The organism is Kribbella koreensis, from assembly GCF_039525325.1.
Classification (GTDB): Bacteria; Actinomycetota; Actinomycetes; order Propionibacteriales; family Kribbellaceae; genus Kribbella; species Kribbella koreensis.
In genome coordinates this window covers 594,070-611,997 of the sequence record NZ_BAAAHK010000003.1, presented here as the reverse complement: position 1 = coordinate 611,997, position 17,928 = coordinate 594,070, and the positions used below count along the sequence as shown (strand labels likewise).

The 17,928-nt window shown below is 69.0% G+C and carries 12 protein-coding genes and 1 pseudogene; 11 read left to right on the top strand and 2 right to left on the bottom strand.

Features of this window, described 5'->3' with window-relative positions:
* Window positions 1–23 precede the first annotated feature (23 nt).
* From ABD116_RS06555 to ABD116_RS06545, 3 genes are all read left to right on the top strand, one after another.
* Window positions 24–647 carry a TetR family transcriptional regulator gene (locus tag ABD116_RS06555; protein WP_343965893.1) on the top strand — a complete coding sequence of 208 codons (624 nt, stop codon included), beginning with the start codon at window positions 24–26 and terminating at the stop codon, window positions 645–647.
* A 90-nt stretch (window positions 648–737) separates the two neighbouring features.
* Window positions 738–1,184, top strand: coding sequence for a type II 3-dehydroquinate dehydratase (aroQ, locus tag ABD116_RS06550; RefSeq protein ID WP_343965891.1), 447 nt, complete (start codon window positions 738–740; stop codon window positions 1,182–1,184).
* 287 nt (window positions 1,185–1,471) lie between these two features.
* The gene (locus ABD116_RS06545; RefSeq protein ID WP_343965888.1) at window positions 1,472–2,152 is read left to right on the top strand and encodes a LuxR C-terminal-related transcriptional regulator; all 681 of its coding nucleotides are present in this window, start codon (window positions 1,472–1,474) and stop codon (window positions 2,150–2,152) included.
* 71 nt (window positions 2,153–2,223) lie between these two features.
* Here ABD116_RS06545 and ABD116_RS06540 read toward each other — a convergent pair whose 3' ends face one another.
* Complete coding sequence (locus ABD116_RS06540; RefSeq protein ID WP_343965886.1) at window positions 2,224–8,031, bottom strand: choice-of-anchor D domain-containing protein; 5,808 nt, start codon at window positions 8,029–8,031, stop codon at window positions 2,224–2,226.
* 202 nt (window positions 8,032–8,233) lie between these two features.
* Here ABD116_RS06540 and ABD116_RS06535 point away from each other — a divergent pair, with 202 nt between their 5' ends.
* The 7 genes from ABD116_RS06535 (at window position 8,234) to ABD116_RS06505 (ending at window position 16,600) form a co-directional block, all read left to right on the top strand.
* On the top strand, window positions 8,234–8,809 hold the full coding sequence (locus ABD116_RS06535) for a Pvc16 family protein (RefSeq protein ID WP_343965883.1): 576 nt from the start codon (window positions 8,234–8,236) through the stop codon (window positions 8,807–8,809).
* Window positions 8,806–10,833: an ATP-binding protein gene (locus ABD116_RS06530; RefSeq protein WP_343965881.1), complete on the top strand. Its 2,028-nt coding sequence runs from the start codon at window positions 8,806–8,808 to the stop codon at window positions 10,831–10,833. Before ABD116_RS06535 ends, ABD116_RS06530 begins: the two co-directional genes overlap by 4 nt.
* Window positions 10,833–13,862, top strand: a complete 3,030-nt coding sequence (locus tag ABD116_RS06525; protein ID WP_343965879.1) for a hypothetical protein — start codon at window positions 10,833–10,835, stop codon at window positions 13,860–13,862. The genes ABD116_RS06530 and ABD116_RS06525 overlap by 1 nt, the downstream gene beginning before the upstream one ends.
* Window positions 13,863–13,973: 111 nt before the next feature.
* Entirely contained in the window at window positions 13,974–15,518 is a 1,545-nt protein-coding gene (locus tag ABD116_RS06520) for a phage tail sheath family protein (protein ID WP_343965877.1), read from the top strand.
* Between the two features lie 25 nt (window positions 15,519–15,543).
* Window positions 15,544–15,993 (top strand): phage tail protein, encoded by a 450-nt coding sequence (locus ABD116_RS06515; RefSeq protein ID WP_343965874.1) that lies wholly within the window; start codon window positions 15,544–15,546, stop codon window positions 15,991–15,993.
* The gene (locus tag ABD116_RS06510) at window positions 15,993–16,445 is read left to right on the top strand and encodes a hypothetical protein (RefSeq protein WP_343965872.1); all 453 of its coding nucleotides are present in this window, start codon (window positions 15,993–15,995) and stop codon (window positions 16,443–16,445) included. The genes ABD116_RS06515 and ABD116_RS06510 overlap by 1 nt, the downstream gene beginning before the upstream one ends.
* Window positions 16,382–16,600, top strand: coding sequence for a DUF6760 family protein (locus ABD116_RS06505; protein ID WP_343966599.1), 219 nt, complete (start codon window positions 16,382–16,384; stop codon window positions 16,598–16,600). Before ABD116_RS06510 ends, ABD116_RS06505 begins: the two co-directional genes overlap by 64 nt.
* A gap of 104 nt (window positions 16,601–16,704) precedes the next feature.
* Here the strand turns inward: ABD116_RS06505 and ABD116_RS06500 are convergent, their stop codons facing one another.
* The gene (locus tag ABD116_RS06500; RefSeq protein ID WP_343965870.1) at window positions 16,705–17,499 is read right to left on the bottom strand and encodes a hypothetical protein; all 795 of its coding nucleotides are present in this window, start codon (window positions 17,497–17,499) and stop codon (window positions 16,705–16,707) included.
* On the opposite strand from ABD116_RS06500, the pseudogene ABD116_RS06495 reads away from it, so the two are divergent.
* Window positions 17,498–17,928, top strand: a pseudogene (locus ABD116_RS06495) (hypothetical protein); the annotation flags it as partial. The gene ABD116_RS06500 and the pseudogene ABD116_RS06495 sit on opposite strands and share 2 nt — an antisense overlap.

Genomic DNA, 17,928 nt, shown 5'->3' with positions numbered 1-17,928 from the left:
TAACACTTTGCTATCGTCAGGGCATGGCCGGACTGCGGGACCGCAAGAAGCAGCAGACGCACGACGCGCTCTCCCAGGCGGCGATCGAGTTGTTCCTCGAGCACGGGTTCGACGAGGTGTCGGTGGCGGACATCGCGGCCGCGGCGGACGTCTCCAAGCCGACCCTGTTCAAGTACTTCGCCACCAAACAGGACCTGGCCCTGCACCGGATCGCCGATCACGCCGGCGAGGCGGCCCGCGTCGTCACCGCGGCGACCGCCAACCCGGCTGCAACCGCCAACCCGGTGGCAACCACCGACGCGGTGCAGGCATTGCGCGACCACTTCGTTGACGGGCTCAAGCGCCGGGATCCGGTCACTGGGCTCAACGACAACCCGGCCGTGCTCGCCTACTACCGGCTGATCCTCCACACGCCGGCCCTGGCCACCCGGGTGCATGAATTCGTCGCAGCCGACCAGGCCGCGCTCACTGAGGCGCTCGGCGGCGGACTGACCAACGAGCTGGCCGCCGCGGACCTGATCTCGACCCAACAGGTCCTGTCCCGCCGCAACTGGGTCGCGCTCACCGGCGGTATCACCGCAGACGCCCTGTACCGGACGGCCGTCGCCGAGGCGAAACAGGCCTACGGCCGCCTGCTCCGCCGATGAAACGGCCCGATGGCGGGTCGCTTCGCCGATAGTGCCCAAGTCGGGACTTGTTTCGCGGGTCGGTGGGTGCTGAGCACTACGCTGAGTCCCGTGACTGATGCAGACGGACGCCGCGTACTGGTACTGAACGGCCCGAACCTGGGCCGCCTGGGTTCCCGGGAGCCCGACGTCTACGGCGCGACCAAATTCGCCGACCTGGTCTCCGAATGCGAGAAGACCGGCGCCGAGCTCGGCCTGGAGGTAGAGGTCCGTCAGACCGACGACGAGGCGGAACTGGTCGGCTGGCTCCACGAGGCCGCGGACACCAAGACCCCGGTGGTCCTCAACCCGGCGGCCTTCACCCACTACTCCTACGCCCTCCGCGACGCCTGCGCCCAGCGCACTGCCCCGCTGATCGAGATCCACATCACCAACCCGGCCACCCGCGAGGAGTTCCGCCACACGAGCGTCGTCGCGGCGGTCGCCACCGGCACCATCGCCGGCTTCGGCCTCGACTCCTACCGCCTCGCCCTGCGCGCCCTGACCACGCTGTCCTGACCGCCCTGGCCTGACCACCGCCGGCCTGATCACGCTGTCCTGACCGCCCTGGCCTGACCTCCCGGAGGGGCTGTTTCATGGGGGCGGGTGGACAAGAGATCGGCATGAGACGTCGGTGAAATGCGCCCGCGTCACCCTTGGGTTTGAGTCGGGGTACCGCCTGCAGCCGAAATTTAAGGCTGGCTGAAGGTCGGGGATCACGATCGGATTGACGACTTTGGGGGTTCGCCGTGACTGCGGATTCGATCCGTTCCGTTCCACAAAAACGCTCTGGGGGAGTGACGTACATGACGCAACAACGCATACCCGTCTGGGTGAAAGCGCTCGACCCGCTGTCGCAGTTCGGGTTGGTGCACGCGCTCAGGCAGCGTCCGGAGATCCTGCTGATCGGCGACGCCGAACTGGCCGAGTCGCAGCAGGCCCAGTCGCAGCCGGGTCGGGCCGACCAGCGCACCACCCCGCCAGTGGTGGCTCTGGTCGCGGTCGACTCGCTGGACGCGGGTGCGGTACAGGTACTGCGCTCTGCCACTCAACGCGGCTGTCGCCGGACCGTGCTGATCGGCAGCACGATCGACGACGAGGCGCTGATGACCGCGGTCGAGCTGGGGGTCTCGGGTGTGCTTCGGCGTACCGACGCCACTGCCGACCGCATCGTGCACCTGCTCCAGGCTGCGGCTGCCGGCGATGGCAGCCTGCCGCCTGATCTGCTGGGCCGGTTGCTCGGCCAGGTGTCGCGCATGCAGCGGCACGTGCTGGCACCGCGGGGCCTGTCCCACACCGGGCTGTCCGACCGGGAGACGCAGGTACTGCGCCTCGTGGCCGACGGCAAGGACACCCAGGAGATCGCCCGGGAGCTGTCCTACTCGGAGCGGACGGTGAAGAACGTCCTGCACGACGTCACCAGCCGCCTGCAGCTGAAGAACCGTTCGCACGCCGTCGCGTACGCACTGCGCGAGGGCCTCATCTAGTAGTTCCACCCACCACGGCCGGACCGGGCTCAGCCCGGTCCGGCCCTTTGCTGTCCGGCACCGTGCTGTCCTCACCAGCGGAGGACGAAGTTCGGGGGCTGCGGGCCGAGCGGCATTACCAGCACCGGAGCACTCAGCACCGGCACCGGCTGAGCCGCCATCGTTGCCGTGAGGAACCGCTGCCCCAGCACGTCCCGCCGGAACACCAGTACTGCGTCCTGGAACCGCCCAGCCTTGTCAGCAACCACCTTCTGCGTCCCCAGCCCGTTCTTCCAAGCCAGTACCGCCGCCTGCCCCGGTGGGAAGTTGGTACCAGTCGCCAGCACGATCTGCCCGGGCCGAACCACCGGCGGCTCGACAACCAGCGTCGGCACCGCAGTAGCCCCCGACATCCGCACCAACGCCGGGAACGGAGCAGCAGCCCCTGTAGCAGTCGCAGAGACCATCACCGCGCCAGCCTGCGTACCAAGCGCCCGCGGTACGAACCGCACAGCGACCTGGCAAGCCTGCCCGGGCAACAGCGTCCGGCAAGCAACAGCCGTAGCAGCAGTGAAGTCGCGCGCCGCGGTCAGCCCGCTGACGTTCAGCGGCACGTTCCCCGTGTTGGTGACGACCACCGCCTGCGGAGCACTCGCCGTCGTGAGGATCTGCGGGCCGAAGACCAGCAGCTTCGGCGTCACCGTCATCGAGGCCACCGCCGCTCCGGGCTTGCCCACCCCGACACCGCTCAGCCCCACCGTCACATCAGCAGGACTCTTGACCAGCGGATCCTGCGACCTCGGCCGGAACAGGATCGACCCGACCCGCGCCCCCGCCTTCCGGGCCACGAAGCTGACCGGAAAGTCACAAGTTGCCCCCGGCATCAACGTCGTACAGGCGGTGTCGTCCACTCCGAAGTCGCCCGCCGAGGTCAGTCCGGCCGCGACAGACAGCGCGACCTGACCCGTGTTCCGCAACGTCACCTTCGACGCCGGCCCGGCCTTACCGGCCTCCGACGAACCAAAGGCAAGCTTCCCTGGTACGACGCTGAACCCCGCGACCGGCGGCACCGTCGTACCCGTGCCGGTCAGCCCGGCCGAGACCGACGGCCCAGCCAAGTACCCCTGCGTGCTCGGCAACGTGAGCACCCCGTTGACCGTTCCCGCCACCACAGGCACGAAGCGCGCGTCGACCGTGCAGCTCTCGCCCCGATGCAACGTCACCTTGCAAACATGCGTACCGGCAGCGAACGGCGGATCGACCTTCGACGGCCCAGCAGCCACCGGCCCAGGTCCGAGGTTGCGCACCATCAACTCCCGCGCACTCGACGTCTTGCCCACCTGCACCCCACCGAAGTTCACCGACACCGGCTCGATCACGAGCTGGGCCGGCCGGCGGCGTACGTAGACGTCCCGGTAGTCGTCGGTGTCGGTGCCAGCCAGCTTCGACGTGGAGTCGAAGGCCGTGAAGGCGCCGTCGGAGCTGAGCGCCGCCGCGTCGCTGTCGCCCTCGTCCTGAGGTACTGCGCCGTCGGCCGTCAGCGAGACGCGTTCGTTGAAGCGCTCGGCCACCGCTGCGCCGGAGAAGTCCGGGTCCAGATTGCGCACGTAGACCGCGTCCCCGTTGTTGCCGGCCTCGGTGACCAGATCGTCCGCGGTCGAGGTGTAGCCGACCGTCGACCCGTCATCGGACAGCGAGGGGTCCCAGCTGAAGCCGTCGCCTTCGGTGGTCGGCTTCCCCGAAGCAGCCGACACGAGCACGGTCTTGCCCGAACCGATGTCCCGGGCCCAGACCTCGCTCGGGTAGTACAAGGGATTGTCGTCCGCCTTGACCGCCGCAGCCTTCTTGCGGGCCACATAAGCCTCGCGAGCGGTCGGCTTGCTCTTGGCGGCGAAACCGTGGTTGCGATAGCCGTCGGTGACGAACGCGACCCGGTCGCCGGAGGCGGACAGCGACGGCGCGAACGCACCCTTGGTCGAGACCTCGCCGTCGGGCATCTGCGACACCAGGATCGTGCGACCGGAGACCAGATCACGCCGGTAGACCTGATCGCTGAACCCGGCCGGCCGGCCGATGATCGCCGACGACGCGAACGCCAGGTAGCGCCCGTCGGCCGACAGCGACGGCTCGGTCCCATCGATGGGCTGTCCCGCGTCGTCCCGGCTGCCGATCCGGACCGGACCCGAGAAGGACCCGTCGCCGGCCGGATCCGTCCGGGTCAGTACGACGTCCTGGAACCCGCGCGACGTGAAGCGGTACAGGGTGCTGGTCCCGCCCGACGCATACAGGGTGGCCGACGAGACGTCGGCGGCCTCGGGCCGGAAGCCGATCACAGCGGTGCAGGTGGTGTTCGCCGGGAGCACCTGCCCGTTGACACAGGGCTTGGGCTTGTCCGGATCGGGTTCGGTCACCTGGACCAGGCCGAAGTCGCAACCGGACTGGAACTTCAGGGTCTGGTCCGTCGCCACGCCGCCGACCACGGTCGCCATGTAGTTGGCCGTGCCGACCTCGGACGAGTCGCTGACCAGCGGATTGTCCGCGTTGGTCTTGCCGCCGCCCGACGCGTACGGGGTGTAGGGCGCCGGCGGGATCGGTGTGCAGTCCGCCGCCCGCACCTTCGGCTTGTCGACCTCGCCACCGGTCAAGTGGATACAGGTGTCGTCACTCATCAACGGAATGGCCGTCTGGCCATCAGGAGTCGCACCCTGCAGCCGCAGTACGCCGGTGAGCTTCCCGCCGCAGGCCTGGTGGTAGAGCTCGGCCGTGCAGCTGGCGCCGGCCTCCAGTACGCCGGTACAAGTGCTGCCGTCCGCGACGATGAAACCCGAGTCGGGATCGGTCGTCGGCGGACCGGTGAAGCGGATCGGCCGATCGGTAGTCACGGTGAGCTTCTGGCCGGCCGACGAAGTGCCGAAGTCGATGACGTCGTACACATCGACCGGGTCCTGGCTCCCGGTGCTGACCTCGAGCTTCAGCCAGTTCGCCCGCGGATCCAAGTGGGCGGGATAGGCGACCGTCTTGCCGTCGCCGGACAGCGCCGGGCGGCATTGCCGATCGCTGTCACCGGCCTCGCGGCGATTGCACTCCGCGGAGCGCTGGTAGCGCAGGTCGGTCTCGGTGCCGCTGATCGGATGCGTACCCGCCTTGTCGGCGACCATCGTCCGGTGGCGTTTGCCGTCCCCGGGCTGCGCGGCGCTGTCGACGGCGTTGTACCCGACCCGCGTCCCGTCCGCCGAGATCGTCGTCGGGCCGACACGGTCGTGGGAGGCGAACTGGGTGATCTGCTTGGTCGCCTGATCCTTGACGTTGATCTGCTCGGCCGGCGCGTCGGGGTTCTCGGGACTGGTCTTGTACGCGACGAACTGACCGTTGTCGCTGATCGACGGATCGGTGTGCCGGCCCTCGTTCGTCGACACGTGCGACGTCTCACCGGGCGTCCGCGCATCGCTGCTCCCGGCGCCCTGCAGCGTGGTCTGCACGTAGGTCGGCTGGGCGCCGCCGTCGGTGTCCGCCGCGAACCGTTCAGACCGCGGACCGACGTACGCGGGATGGAAGGTGAGCAGGTACGAACAGCTCTGCCCCGGCCGCAGGATCATGCCGGTGCACTGGTCGCCGGCGAGCGAGAACTCGCGCGGGTTGTAGAGATCCGGTTTCGCGAACCGTACCGGGGCCAGCCGGTCGTTGGTCAGCGTCAACGGTTGCGTGCCACTCGCGGCGCCGACCTTGACGGTGCCGAAGTCCAGGGGATCCGGGGCGATCGTGACGCTGCCTGACCGCCGGGCGTGGTAGACGTCCGGGTCGTTGTCGCCGTTGGTGTTGTCGCTGGTGAGCATCGAGTCGTTGCTGGCGAAGGCGACCTGGGTTCCGTCCTGGCTGACGCTCGGGAAGCGGTCGGAGCCGTTGCGGCCGAGGCCGTCCGCGCGGACCGAGATCAGCTCGTTGGCGCCGCGGCCGCCGGCCAGGTCCTTGGTCAGATCGCGCGCGATGATCCGGCCGCCGGCCAGGTCACCGACGCCTAGGTTCGACGCGCCGGACCGGTAGACGACCGTGCCGCCGTCGCCGGACAGCCGCGGATTGTCGGTCCACTCGTCGGCGCTGGTCCCGTCCGGACCGGCCGACGCGAGGATGCTGCGGCTGGTGGCCCGGTCCCGGACGTAGACCTGCTTGAAGTGGTCCTGGTTCGGTGCTCCGGTCGTCGGTTCCCAACTGGTGAAGGCGATCCGGCTTCCGTCGTCGGAGACCGACCCTTCGTCCGCCGTCAGTGGCAACGACCCGTCGGCCTTCAGCGACGCCAGCACGGTCTGGCCTGGCTTGTGCGTGCCGTCGCCGTCCGCATCGGTGTCGTGCAGGTAGACCTGAGTCGGCGACTGAGCGGCGTTCGGGTCCACGTCCGGACGGCCGAGCGAGGCCACCGAAGTGAAGCCGACCCACCGCCCGTTCGCCGACACCGTCGGGCCGGTCGCGTCCATCGCAACGTTGTCGGTGCCCTGGACACTCACCAGCTGCGCGGGCCCGAAGTTGCCTGCGGCCCCCGGATCCCGCCAGGCCGCGACCGCTCGCCGGGTGGCGTGACCGCTGATCCGGTACGTCGCTGAGCCCGCGACCCGCAGCGTACCGAGGAAAGGCGCGACGTCGGGGAACATGTACTCGACGTACGCCGTGCAGCCGGTCTGCGGGGCGATCGGCTCGCCGGGCTTGCAGCTCGTCGCCGGGTCGGCGTCGGCCGGCAGAACGAGCTTGAGCTGACAGCCGGGAGAAGTCAGCAGCGGAACCTGCGGCGTGTCCGAGTAGTTCTGGATGTTCAGTGCGGTGATGCCCAGCTCGTTGGCGGGGACGGCGCCGACACCGAACACGCGGATCGGATGTCCTTCGCTGGCGACCGTCGGGTCGTCACCGATCGGCAGGCCCCACTTGTACTGGCTCGGCCCGGTGCAGTCCGGAGCCGCCGCAGCCTGCGCGGGCGGTGGGAAGGCCTTCAGCAGAAGGCATTGGCCGAAGTCGAGCAGGCTGACGGCCGTCTGACCACCACTCGTGGTCGCCGGCAGCCGGAGCTGGCCGAAGTTCTGGGAGCCGCACTGGCCAACGGCGTCGGAGTGGACGGTGACGGTGCAGCTGGCGCCGGCAGCCAGCGTGTTCGCACAGGTGGTGCTCTGGACGCTGAAGCCGGGGCCTTCGATCGTCGGCCCGGTCTCGGGGTAGACGATCGGCAGGGTGCCCTTGTTGGTGACAGTGAGGGTGGACTCGCCGAGGTAGAAGTTGTCCATCATCGGGAGCAGTCCACGGTCGGTGTTCAGGTTCATACCGGGGATCCCCAGGCTGAGCCGCGGCGAGTCGACCGACTGAACGACCGGAGCGACCAGCGTGGTGCCGTCCCTCGACAGCTGGGGCTCGCAGCCGGAGTCGTCGCCGTCGCCGGTGTTGATCGCGCAGTGGACCATGCGCTGGTACGGCAGGTCGTTCGCCGTCTCGGTCACCGGCTTGACCTTCGGAGCGTCGGGAGTCCGCCGGTCGACGACGTAGATGTCCGGGTCCTTGGGCTGCGACTGGGTGCCGCCGGCGACGTCGCCGATGAAGCTGACCAGACCGGCGTCGCCCGAGACCGACGGCGTACTGGCCTCGGTGTCGTTGGTGGGGAGCTCGAAGGTCTGGTCGCTGGTGACGTCCCGCAGGCGCAGCTTGAGTTTGTCGCTCTCGATGCTCTGGTAGGCGACGTACCGGCCGTCGCTGCTGATCGCGGAGCGGTAGGAGAACGCGTTGCCCAGGCCGGAGGAGGCGAGGACGAAGTCCGGGGTCTCCTGCGCGGCCGAGGCGTTCCGGCCGAAGGAGAGCACGGCGAGGCCTGCCGTCAGGAGGGCGGCAGCGGCGACGATCGCGGTCGGGACACGCGGAATACGGCTCACGCCGACCAGCAAACCGTCGTGGCGGTCCGGCGGGCAGAGCGCGCCGCGCCGCCTGCGGGGCAGCAGTGTCTGCCCAACCGCGCAATGGCCCCAACCACAGGGTTCCGGCAGCATCCGGCTGCCTGATGGGGCAGCCAGCCGGACCCTTCGTACGGCGCTCGCGCACCTGCCCGCGATCGCCGCCGGAACTTAGCTTGGCACAGTGATCTCCGAAGCCGACGGTGCCCTGGCCGCCCTGCTGCGCCGTGAGCTGCTCGACGCCGCGCGGGTGCAGGTGGTGTTCGATCCGCCGACGAAGGAGTGGGCCGGCAAGCGCAACGGACCGGCCGTGAACCTGTTCCTGTACGACATCCGCGAGGACACCCGTCGCCGGTCGAGCGGCCTGGTGTCACGGTTCAACGAGAGCGGCCGGGTCGTCGCCCGGCAGACGCCGCCGCGGATCTTCCGGCTGTTCTACCTGCTGAGCGTCTGGGGTCAGCGGGCCGAGGACGAGCACCGGCTGCTCGGCCAGTTGCTCGACACCTTGCTGGTGCATGACGTGGTACCGGCGGATTTGTTGCCTGAAGCACCTTCTCCGGTGGGGCTCGCGATCGGTCTGCCGCCCGAGGACGACCGTTCCTTCGCCGACGTCTGGTCCGCGCTCGGCGGTGAGCTGCGGCCGTCGATCGATGTCGTGCTCTCGTTGCCGATCGAGGCCGGTCGCCTGACCGCTGCCGGACCGGCGATCGTCGAGCCGTTGCAGGTCGAGCTTGCCGACCTGGATCAGGCGGTCGAGTGACCGCGGGACTCAGCTACCTCCTCGGCCGGCTGGCGCTGGTCGAGGAGCGCGTCCGGGCGCTCGTCGCGCTCCGCAAGCCGCTCGACCCGGCGCCCGACGACGCGTTTCGTGGTCTGTTCCTGACTCCAGCCGCCGTCGAGAGTCTGTTGGCAGGCCGACCGGTCGGGGTTCCCGATGACCTCGCCGGGAAGCTGGCCGAGGTCGAGGCGGCCGGCGACGCGATGGAGGCGGACGGTACGACGCCCCGCCTGCGCGGCCTGATCCGCTCGTTCGGCCTGACCGACCTCGACGTCGAGATCCTGCTCATCGCGGTCGCGCCCGATCTCGACGCGCGCTTCGAGCAGCTCTACGGCTACCTCAACGACGACGTGTCGCGGCGCCGCGCGACCCCGCGACTCGCGCTCGACCTGCTCGCGATCCCTTCGGCCGACGCTGGAGCGCGAGCCCGCTTCGACATCTCGGCACCGTTGATCGCGGGTGGGCTGATCGAGCTGGAAGATCCGGCTCGTCCCTTCCTGACCAGGGCAATCCGGGTCCCGGACCAAGTGACGGCGTACCTGATCGGCGGTTACGCGACCGAGCCCGCGCTGCACGATCTCGTCCTGCCGTCACCCCTCGTCGTCTACAGCGAGCTCGAGAACTCGACCGAGCAGTTGGTCCGCGTACTGCGCCCCGGCCAGCCCGTCTACCTGCGCGAGAAGCCGGGGAGCGCCGCCAAAGGCCTGGCCGCGACTGCCTTCGCCAAACTCGGCCTCGGCGTCCTCTCCCTCGACCTGGCCCGCCTCCCGGCCGACGTCGATGCAGTCTCCTTCGCCCGTACGACGGCCCGCCACGCCCGACTCAGATCCGCCGGCATCCTGGCCGCCCCGGTCGAATCGATCAGGCCCGACGTCCTGCGCGCACTCACAGTCGCGCCCGTCCCCGTCGTATTCATCGGCACACCCACGTGGGACCCGTCGTGGTCGGCCGTCGTACCGGCCGTACTGGATGCGCCGTCGCTGACCGCGAGCCAGAGTGCGACTCTGTGGCACGCGATGCTGCCGCCCGAGTCGACCACCTCGGACCTGGACGCAGCCGCGGAGACCGCCACCTTCCGGCTCGACGTCGACCAGATCGCCCGGACCGCCGAGGCGGCCGGCACGAGGGCGGCGCTGGACGGCGTACTGGTGAACGGGGAGATCCTGCGGGCCGGCGCGCGGTCGCAGAACGGCGCCGGGCTGGAGCGGTTGTCGCGCCGGATCATCCCCGCCGTCTCGTGGGACGACCTCGTGCTGCCGGACGACCAACTCGATCGGCTGCGCGAACTCGCGATTCGTGCGCGGCATCGCGAGCAGGTGATCCGCGGCTGGGGAATGCGTCCGGGTGGCGGTCGCGGAGCGGGCGTATCCGCCTTGTTCACCGGCGAATCCGGCACCGGCAAGACGCTGTCGGCCGAGGTGATCGCGCGTGAGCTCGGCGTCGATCTGTACGTCGTCGACCTGGCGACCGTGATCGACAAGTACATCGGTGAGACCGAGAAGAACCTCGAACGGATCTTCACCGAGGCGACCGGCGTGAACGGGGTGCTGCTGTTCGACGAAGCGGACGCGATCTTCGGCAAGCGGTCCGATGTCCAGGACGCGCGCGATCGCTATGCGAACGTCGAGGTCGCCTACCTGCTCCAGCGGATGGAGAGTTTCGACGGCCTCGCGATCCTCACCACCAACCTGCGCGCCAACCTCGACGACGCGTTCAGCCGCCGGCTCGACATGGTCGTGCATTTCCCCCAGCCGGACGAGGATCAGCGGCTGCTGCTCTGGGACCGCTGCCTCGGCAACGCAGTACCGCGCGACCCGTCGCTCGACCTGTCCGTGCTCGCCGGAGCCTTCGACCTTGCCGGCGGCGACATCCGGTCGGCCGTCGTCACTGCGGCGTACTACGCGGCCGCGGCCGGGCGAGCGGTCACGATGGCCGACCTGATCACCGCCGTGGATCACGAGTACACCAAGCTCGGCCGGCTGCCACCTTCACCCGGAGTACGGTGATGGACCCCTACGACGTCGCGCCGACTCCCGCCACGCGGTCGACCACGGATGCGAACCCAGACACCCTGCCGGCGGACATGCGAAGCGCGGCGGGAAACCAGGCGATGGTCGATGTACGCCAGCAGGCCGGGCAGTTGCGTCTACCCCTGCTCGAACTCAAGGAGCAGTTGCTGCGGGACTATCAGGAACGCGAGGAACTGCTCCTCGAACTCGAGGGGCTTGAGGAGAGCAAGGAGATCACCGAGCGCGGAAAGGAGGCGAAGGCAGAGCTCACCGCCAGGCAGGAACGCGCTCTCGACGCCTATGCCAAGGCGGATGCCGACCTGTTGCTGCTGGACCAGCCCGGCGTCGCGGACGGGCAGCTGAACGAGCTGCTGGCCCGGCGGGGCGCTACCGCAGATGTTGCCGCGAGCAACCAGAAGGTCAGTAAGAACACGGTGGACGCGTCGGGCTGGGCGCTGAAGGTCGACGACAAGACGACGCTGACCCAGGGCCAGAACACCACGGTGAGCGGGAAGAGCCAGAAGTTCGAGCTGGGCTCCGGCGGTCCGGCGTACACGTCCGGGATCAGCAGCGACACCACCGAGGTCGACAGCGAGGGCGGCACGACCAAGACGAGCAGCTCCGTCTCGAACAAGTACGACACCTCGGGCTGGTCCAGGACCAGCGAGAGCAACGTCGAGCTGGGCGACTACAAGGCCGGTACGAAGGAGAGCTTCGGGGTCAAGCGGGGCGATGGCAAGCTCGGGACCGAGCGATCGATCACGACCAGCCAGACCGGCACCGAGGTGACCAAGACCTCCGCGCAGGGAGTCATCGCCGGTCCAGACGGTGCTGGTGCGTACAAGTCGGCGACTGCGGGTCTGGGCCAGACGAGCAAGAGCGGCGTCAAGACCGGGCAGACGGTCGGGATGGACGGCAAGTTCGTCGTCGACGTCAAGAAGGTCGAGGGGTCGGAGCCGGCGCAGTACCAGGTCAGCCTGACCATCAACCTCGGCGCGAAGGCGGGGCTGACCGGGAGCAAGGAGTGGGAGCAGTCGGCGGCCGGTACGAACTCTGACGCCTCGGGATCAGCGAACGTGTCCGCTTCGCTGACCGGGACCTTCGTTCACCTGCTCAGCGATGAGGACACGAAGAAGTACCTGGCCGCGCTGGACGCCAAGGGAACCGGCGGCGCGGGCAAGGAGTTCGACGTGATCCGGGCGGCGGCCAAGGGCAGTTACGCCGATGCGCAGCAGTTGCTGAGCGGACTGAAGACGGCAGCCTTCTCGCCGGCCGGCGCGGCGGCGATGGCCGAAGGCGACAGCGTCGATCTCGAGGTCGGTGGGACGGCCGATGCCAAGCTGAGTGGCGGGGGAAGCGGCGGCGGGTTCGGGCTCAAGGCCGAGGGCGGTGTCACCGCGGGCGAGACGCTGAAGCGCACGGTCGCCGTGAAGGGCGGCAAGGTCGTGATCACGATCAGCGTCGCGACGACCAAGGGCTGGTCTGCCGGTGGTACCGCCTCGATGGAGGCAGCCAGCGGTGGCTATACGCACGGCTCGACGAGCAAGGCGGGGGAGTCGGTCACCTTCACGCTCGATCCGAAGGACTCGCACTACAACGACGACTTCGCCCTGATCGCAGATCGCGCCACGATCGCCGACCTGCGCAAGTTGGGCGTCGAGCATCCCGATCTGATCAGCGCCAGTACGACGTCCAGCGGCGAGTCCACCTCGGATTCGGTGACCGCAGGTGTGGCCGGTGTGTCGTTGGGGATCGACGAGACGCACAGCCTGGACCGGTCGGTGACGAAGGACGAGTCGGGGACGACGACGAGTGTGACCGGTAGTACCGGCGGTGGCGCCTCGGTCTCCGCACTCGGGGGCAAGCTGAGCTATTCGGAGAAGGAAACCGCGGCCATGCAGGTCGGGCCGGGCAACGTCGGTAGTGGCGACATCAGCAAGTCGACCTCGGAGACCGACTTCGGCGCGACCTGGGACAAGCTCAAGGAGACCTGGTCCAAGACACCGGTCGGGCTCGGTGTCGGCCTGGTCACCGGTGGCGCGAAGGTCGCGCAGGAGAAGACCGATGTCGCCGGGATGAAGCTGGACGACAACGACTTCTCGATCATCTTCGGAGTCGCTCAGGACTCAAAGGCGTGGTCGAAACCGGTGGCCTCGCCGCGGCACTTCGCGGCTTGGCAGGCGACCGGACGCACGGTCGCGGCTTCTGGTGGAGATCGGCAGAAGATCGCCGACGCCTTGGCGGCGTACGCCGCTGAGCACGACGGCGCCGCGGCCGCGATCACCAGTATCGTGCGGTCGCCCGGATCCGCTGAGGGCGGCAAGGCGTACGAATGGCCGAACGACATGGCCGCGGAGAAGGCTGTCTTCGACTCGCTCGTCGACGGTGATCCGCTGAAGCCGGTGACGGCGTTGGAGACCAGCGGCAAGAACAAGGAAGCACTGGAGTCGATCGACGGCAGCCTGAAGAAGCTGGACAAGCTGACCGCTGGTCTCGAGGCCAAGAAGGATCAGTTCACCACCAGCGCGCTGGGCGAGATGCTGGGCCGGCTGGCCGAGCAGCGGCGGGCACTGGCGACCCGCAGTTCGATCATCAATCGCCGGGTCGAGGTCAGTGGCGTGGACGCACCTGCCGTCACGACCGTGCCTACTGCGGAGGATCAGGCAGCGGGGGAGAAGGCTGGTGCCAAGGCTGCCCTCGAGGGCATGCTGCCGGCCCTGCGTGGGTTCGAGGCCGATCAGACGCGTCAGTTCCAGCTGATCGGCGCGGAGCGGTCCAAACGGGACGGGTTCCACTTCAGTAGTCCCAGCGTCATCGTGATGGTGACCGCGTTCAACGAGTTGCGCGACCACGTCTACCCGCTGTGGGAGAAGGCGGTGGACAAGGCGCTGGAGACGGCCAAGATGGCCGGCGTCGACCTGGCCGAGGTGAAGCCCCGCCCGGCGAAGGGGTGGTGCAACTCGCAGTACAAGGAGGAGTTCGGCCAGGAAGCCTTCGTCGCGCCGCGGACCGGCGTCGATTGGTGATTGCCCTTACGTGCAGGCCTTGCTTCCCTCTGCTGGGACCTGCAGGACGTACCGGCTCCGCGGCCGGACCGCAACGCTTGATCCGAGACCAGACCAGCTGAAGGAGTGACCATGCCGACGTACTTGTCGCCCGGTGTTTACGTCGAGGAGGTGGAGGCCGGGCAGCGGCCGATCGAAGGCGTCGGCACGGCGGTTGCGGCGTTCGTCGGCTTCGCCGAGAAGGGCCCGCTGAACACCCCGACCCTGATCACCAACTGGACGCAGTTCACCCAGACCTTCGGTGACTTCGTCGAGGGCTCCTACCTGGCGCACGCTGTCTTCGGCTACATCCAGAACGGCGGCTCGGCGGCGTACATCGTCCGGATCGGTGGGGATTCGACCTCGGCTGACGCCGCCAAGCAGTTGCCGGCCGGACCGCCGCAGACCGTGCTCGGGCACTACAAGGTGGTTGCCCAGCTCAATGGCGCCAAGCCCGCCGACGTCTCCATCGAGGTGTCCGACACGGCTGCCGAGAACCCGCCCGAAGGCGCGGTCAAGCTGACCGTCCGGGCCAACGGCCGCCAGCCCGAGGAGTACGACCCGGTCGTACCGGACCGCCGCGCGGACAAGGCCGTCAACATCGCCACCGTGGTGAACGCCAAGTCGAAGACCGTCAAGGTCGAGGAGCTGGCCGCCTCCGCAGCGCTGGAACCCGTTGCCAACGGCAAGAAGCAACTGGTCGCCCCGGCGCCGGCCGCGGTCGAGGGAGTCGGCGCGGACGACTACGTCGGAGACGTTGCCCAGCGCACCGGTTTCTCCGGGCTGGAGGCGATCGAGGACGTCACCATCGTCGCCGTCCCCGACCTGATGAGCGCGTACCAGCAGGGCGCGATCGACCTGGAGACCGTGCACTCGGTCCAGCAGGCCGTGATCACGCACTGCGAGCTGATGGGCAACCGGATGGCGGTCCTCGACCCGCCGCCGGCGCTGAACGCCCAGCAGATCAAGGACTGGCGGATGAACCAGGCCGGGTACGACTCGAAGTACGCGGCCCTGTACTGGCCCTGGGCGAAGACCTTCGACCCGGCGTCCGGGCGCAACATCCTGGTCCCGCCGTCCGGTCACGCGGCCGGCATCTGGGCCCGGACCGACGAGACGCGCGGTGTGCACAAGGCGCCGGCCAACGAGGTGGTCCGGGGTGCGATCGCGCTGGAGACCCAGATCACCAAGGCCGAGCACGACCTGCTGAACCCGATCGGGGTGAACTGCCTGCGCTCGTTCCCCGGCCGCGGGATCCGGATCTGGGGCGCGCGCACGCTGTCGTCCGACCCGGCCTGGCGCTACGTCAACGTGCGCCGGCTGTTCAACTACATGGAGGAATCCATCCTCGGCGGCACCCAATGGGTCGTCTTCGAGCCGAACGACGACGCCCTGTGGGCCAGGATCCGGCGCACGATCAGCTCGTTCCTGATCAACGAGTGGCGCAAGGGCGCGCTCTTCGGGCTGACCGCGGACGAGGCGTTCTTCGTCAAGTGCGACCGGGAGACCAACCCGGCCGAGGCGATCGACGCCGGCCAGGTCACGTGCCAGATCGGGATCGCGCCGGTCAAGCCAGCCGAGTTCGTCGTCTTCCAGCTGTCGCAGTTCTCCGGCGGCACCAGTCTCGTCAACGAGTAACACCCATTAATCCAAGGAGATTGTCATGCCGCTCGCCGACGCCATGGACATGGCGACCGCGTATTCCTTCAGCGTCTCGGTCGACGGGATCGAGGTGCCGTACGTCATCGAGGTCTCCGGGCTCAAGGCCGAGGTCGACATGGTCAGCTACCAGGAGCAGGCCAAGGACGGCAAGTACGTCGCCCGCCAGGTGATGGGCCGGTCCAAGCCCGGCCAGTTCACCGTCACCCGGGGCCTGACCGACTCCAAGACGGTCACCGACTGGCTGAAGTCCGTCATGCAGGGCGACATCAAGGGTGCCCGCAAGACCGCGGAGGTGTGCATCTACACCTCCGACGGCCAGCAGCTCAAGCGGCTCAACTTCCGCAACGTCTGGGTCAAGGACGTCGAGCTCGGTGGTTCGCTCAAGGCCGGCTCGACCGAGCCGCTGACCGAGAAGTTCACGGTCTGCTGGGACGAGATGGAGTACGCCTGATGCGCAGGACGCACGGTACGGCGGTCGCGGACGCGGCCGTAGTACCGGCATCTTCCTCGGCGGCTGTTGCTGAACCGGAGCGGATGCGGACGGAGTTCGACTTCGAGCTGCCACGTGGGTACGTCGATGGCGATGGGCGGGTGCACAAGTCGGGGACGATGCGGCTGGCGACGGCGCGGGACGAACTGCTGCCGCTGTACGACGCGCGCGTGCAGGAGAACCCGGCCTTCACCACCGTCGTCCTGCTCGCGCGGGTGATCACCCGTTTGGGCGATGTCGCGCGGATCGACGGCTCAGTAGTGGAGAACATGTTCGCCTCGGACGTCGCCTTCCTGCAGGACCTGTACCGCCGGATCAACTCCGAGGGCCACACCCGCGCCTCGGTCACCTGCCCGTCCTGCAGCCAGGCCTTCGCCGTCGACATCGCCGGCGGCCGCCTGGGGGAATCCTGACGTACGCGACCGACCGGCTGCAGGAGGAGATCGCGTACGTCGCCTACCACTTCCACTGGCCCCTGAACGACATCCTCGACCTGGAACACCCGGCCCGCCTGCGCTTCGTCGACGAAATCTCCAAAATCAACCGCCGCATCACCGAGGGGGACTAAGTGGCCGGGATCGGTGCCATCGGCAACGCCCCCTCGACCTTGCGCCCGGCAACCGGCGACTGGATTCCGTCCTGGCGCTCCCCGGCGTTCACCGGCGAACTCTCTCACCAGCTGGACCCCACGGCCCCGAGCGGCGTGGTGGGCAACCTGGTCACACCGGGCACCCCCCAGCCTCTCCAGCCGACGACGGACCTGGAGGTCAGCCAACCGCCGGCAGATGAGCAGTCGCCCTTGGTGCGAGCCTTCCAATCGCTCCGCAGCACCTTCTCTCGCGGCCGCGTGTCATCCGGTGGGGTGGGGAGTTCTTTACCCCCGATTGCGTCCAGTTCCCTCCCCAGTCCGGTGACCTCCGGTACTTCGCCTGCCCAGGACGACTCCACTGGCCTGCTCGGCACCCTCCCCGCCATCACCTCGTTGCCCACAGCAACTGCATCCGCGCCCGGCAACGCCCAGACCATCGCCCCACCTCCCACGCTCGCCCGACGCGCACTTCCCGTAGTCCCTGCCTCGGCAGCCCCCACGCCGTCCGGATCAGCGCCCCCATCCGGCACGACTCCCACCGGACAAAGCGCCTCGACCACCCCGAACGCCACCACCCCAAACGCCACCGCCCCGAGCGCCTCCGCCCCGAGCGCCTCCGCCCCGAGCGCCGTCGCCCCGAACGCCTCCGCCCCGAGCGCCGTCGCCCCGAACGCCACCGGGCTGGGCGCCGCCGTTCGGAGCGCCACCGGGCTGGGCGCCACCGGGCTGAGCGCCATCGCTCCGAACGTCGCCGGGCTGGGCGCCGCTGCTCCGAACGTCGCCGGGCTGAGCGCTACAGCCGGTACGAGCGCTGTGGCCGCGCCGGCCGGTGTCACCGGTACAGATGCTGCGACCCTGCTCTCCGTCTCTTCGCCCATGGACCTCAGCCGCTCGACCCTCGCTGACCTCACCTCAGACCTCGGCGCGGCCGACCCTCTCGGCCCAGGCGTTCCCACCGAGTCATCACCCCAGCCGGCCGGCCCGGCGACGTCGGCAGGCCAAGCACCCCAGCCCGCCGCTCTCTCCCGCCGCCGGGCCGGCCTCGGCGCTCCCATCACCCGCGAAGCAGCCCAAGCCCTAACCTCCAGCACCCCCACCCGCCCCCTCCTAAGCGCCACCTCCACCCCCGGAACCTTCAACGACGCCTCCGGAGACGCCGGCGTAGGCGGCAGTGCTGGTGCAAGCACCGGCACTGCAACCGGCGTCGGTGCAGTAACCGGCAGCGGTGCCGGCGTTGCCGCCGCTGCAGGTGACCAGGGTGGCTGTACTGCGGGATGTGCTCCGCCTGAAGCAGACGAAGCTCGCCC

Bases quoted from the DNA above. Each gene is read 5' to 3' on its own strand.
- ABD116_RS06525 (WP_343965879.1), top strand. From the start codon at position 10,833: ATGGACCCCTACGACGTCGCGCCGACTCCCGCCACGCGGTCGACCACG.
- ABD116_RS06510 (WP_343965872.1), top strand. From the start codon at position 15,993: ATGCGCAGGACGCACGGTACGGCGGTCGCGGACGCGGCCGTAGTACCG.
- ABD116_RS06545 (WP_343965888.1), top strand. From the start codon at position 1,472: ATGACGCAACAACGCATACCCGTCTGGGTGAAAGCGCTCGACCCGCTG.
- ABD116_RS06555 (WP_343965893.1), top strand. From the start codon at position 24: ATGGCCGGACTGCGGGACCGCAAGAAGCAGCAGACGCACGACGCGCTC.
- ABD116_RS06515 (WP_343965874.1), top strand. From the start codon at position 15,544: ATGCCGCTCGCCGACGCCATGGACATGGCGACCGCGTATTCCTTCAGC.
- ABD116_RS06500 (WP_343965870.1), bottom strand. From the start codon at position 17,499: ATGGGCGAAGAGACGGAGAGCAGGGTCGCAGCATCTGTACCGGTGACA.
- ABD116_RS06520 (WP_343965877.1), top strand. From the start codon at position 13,974: ATGCCGACGTACTTGTCGCCCGGTGTTTACGTCGAGGAGGTGGAGGCC.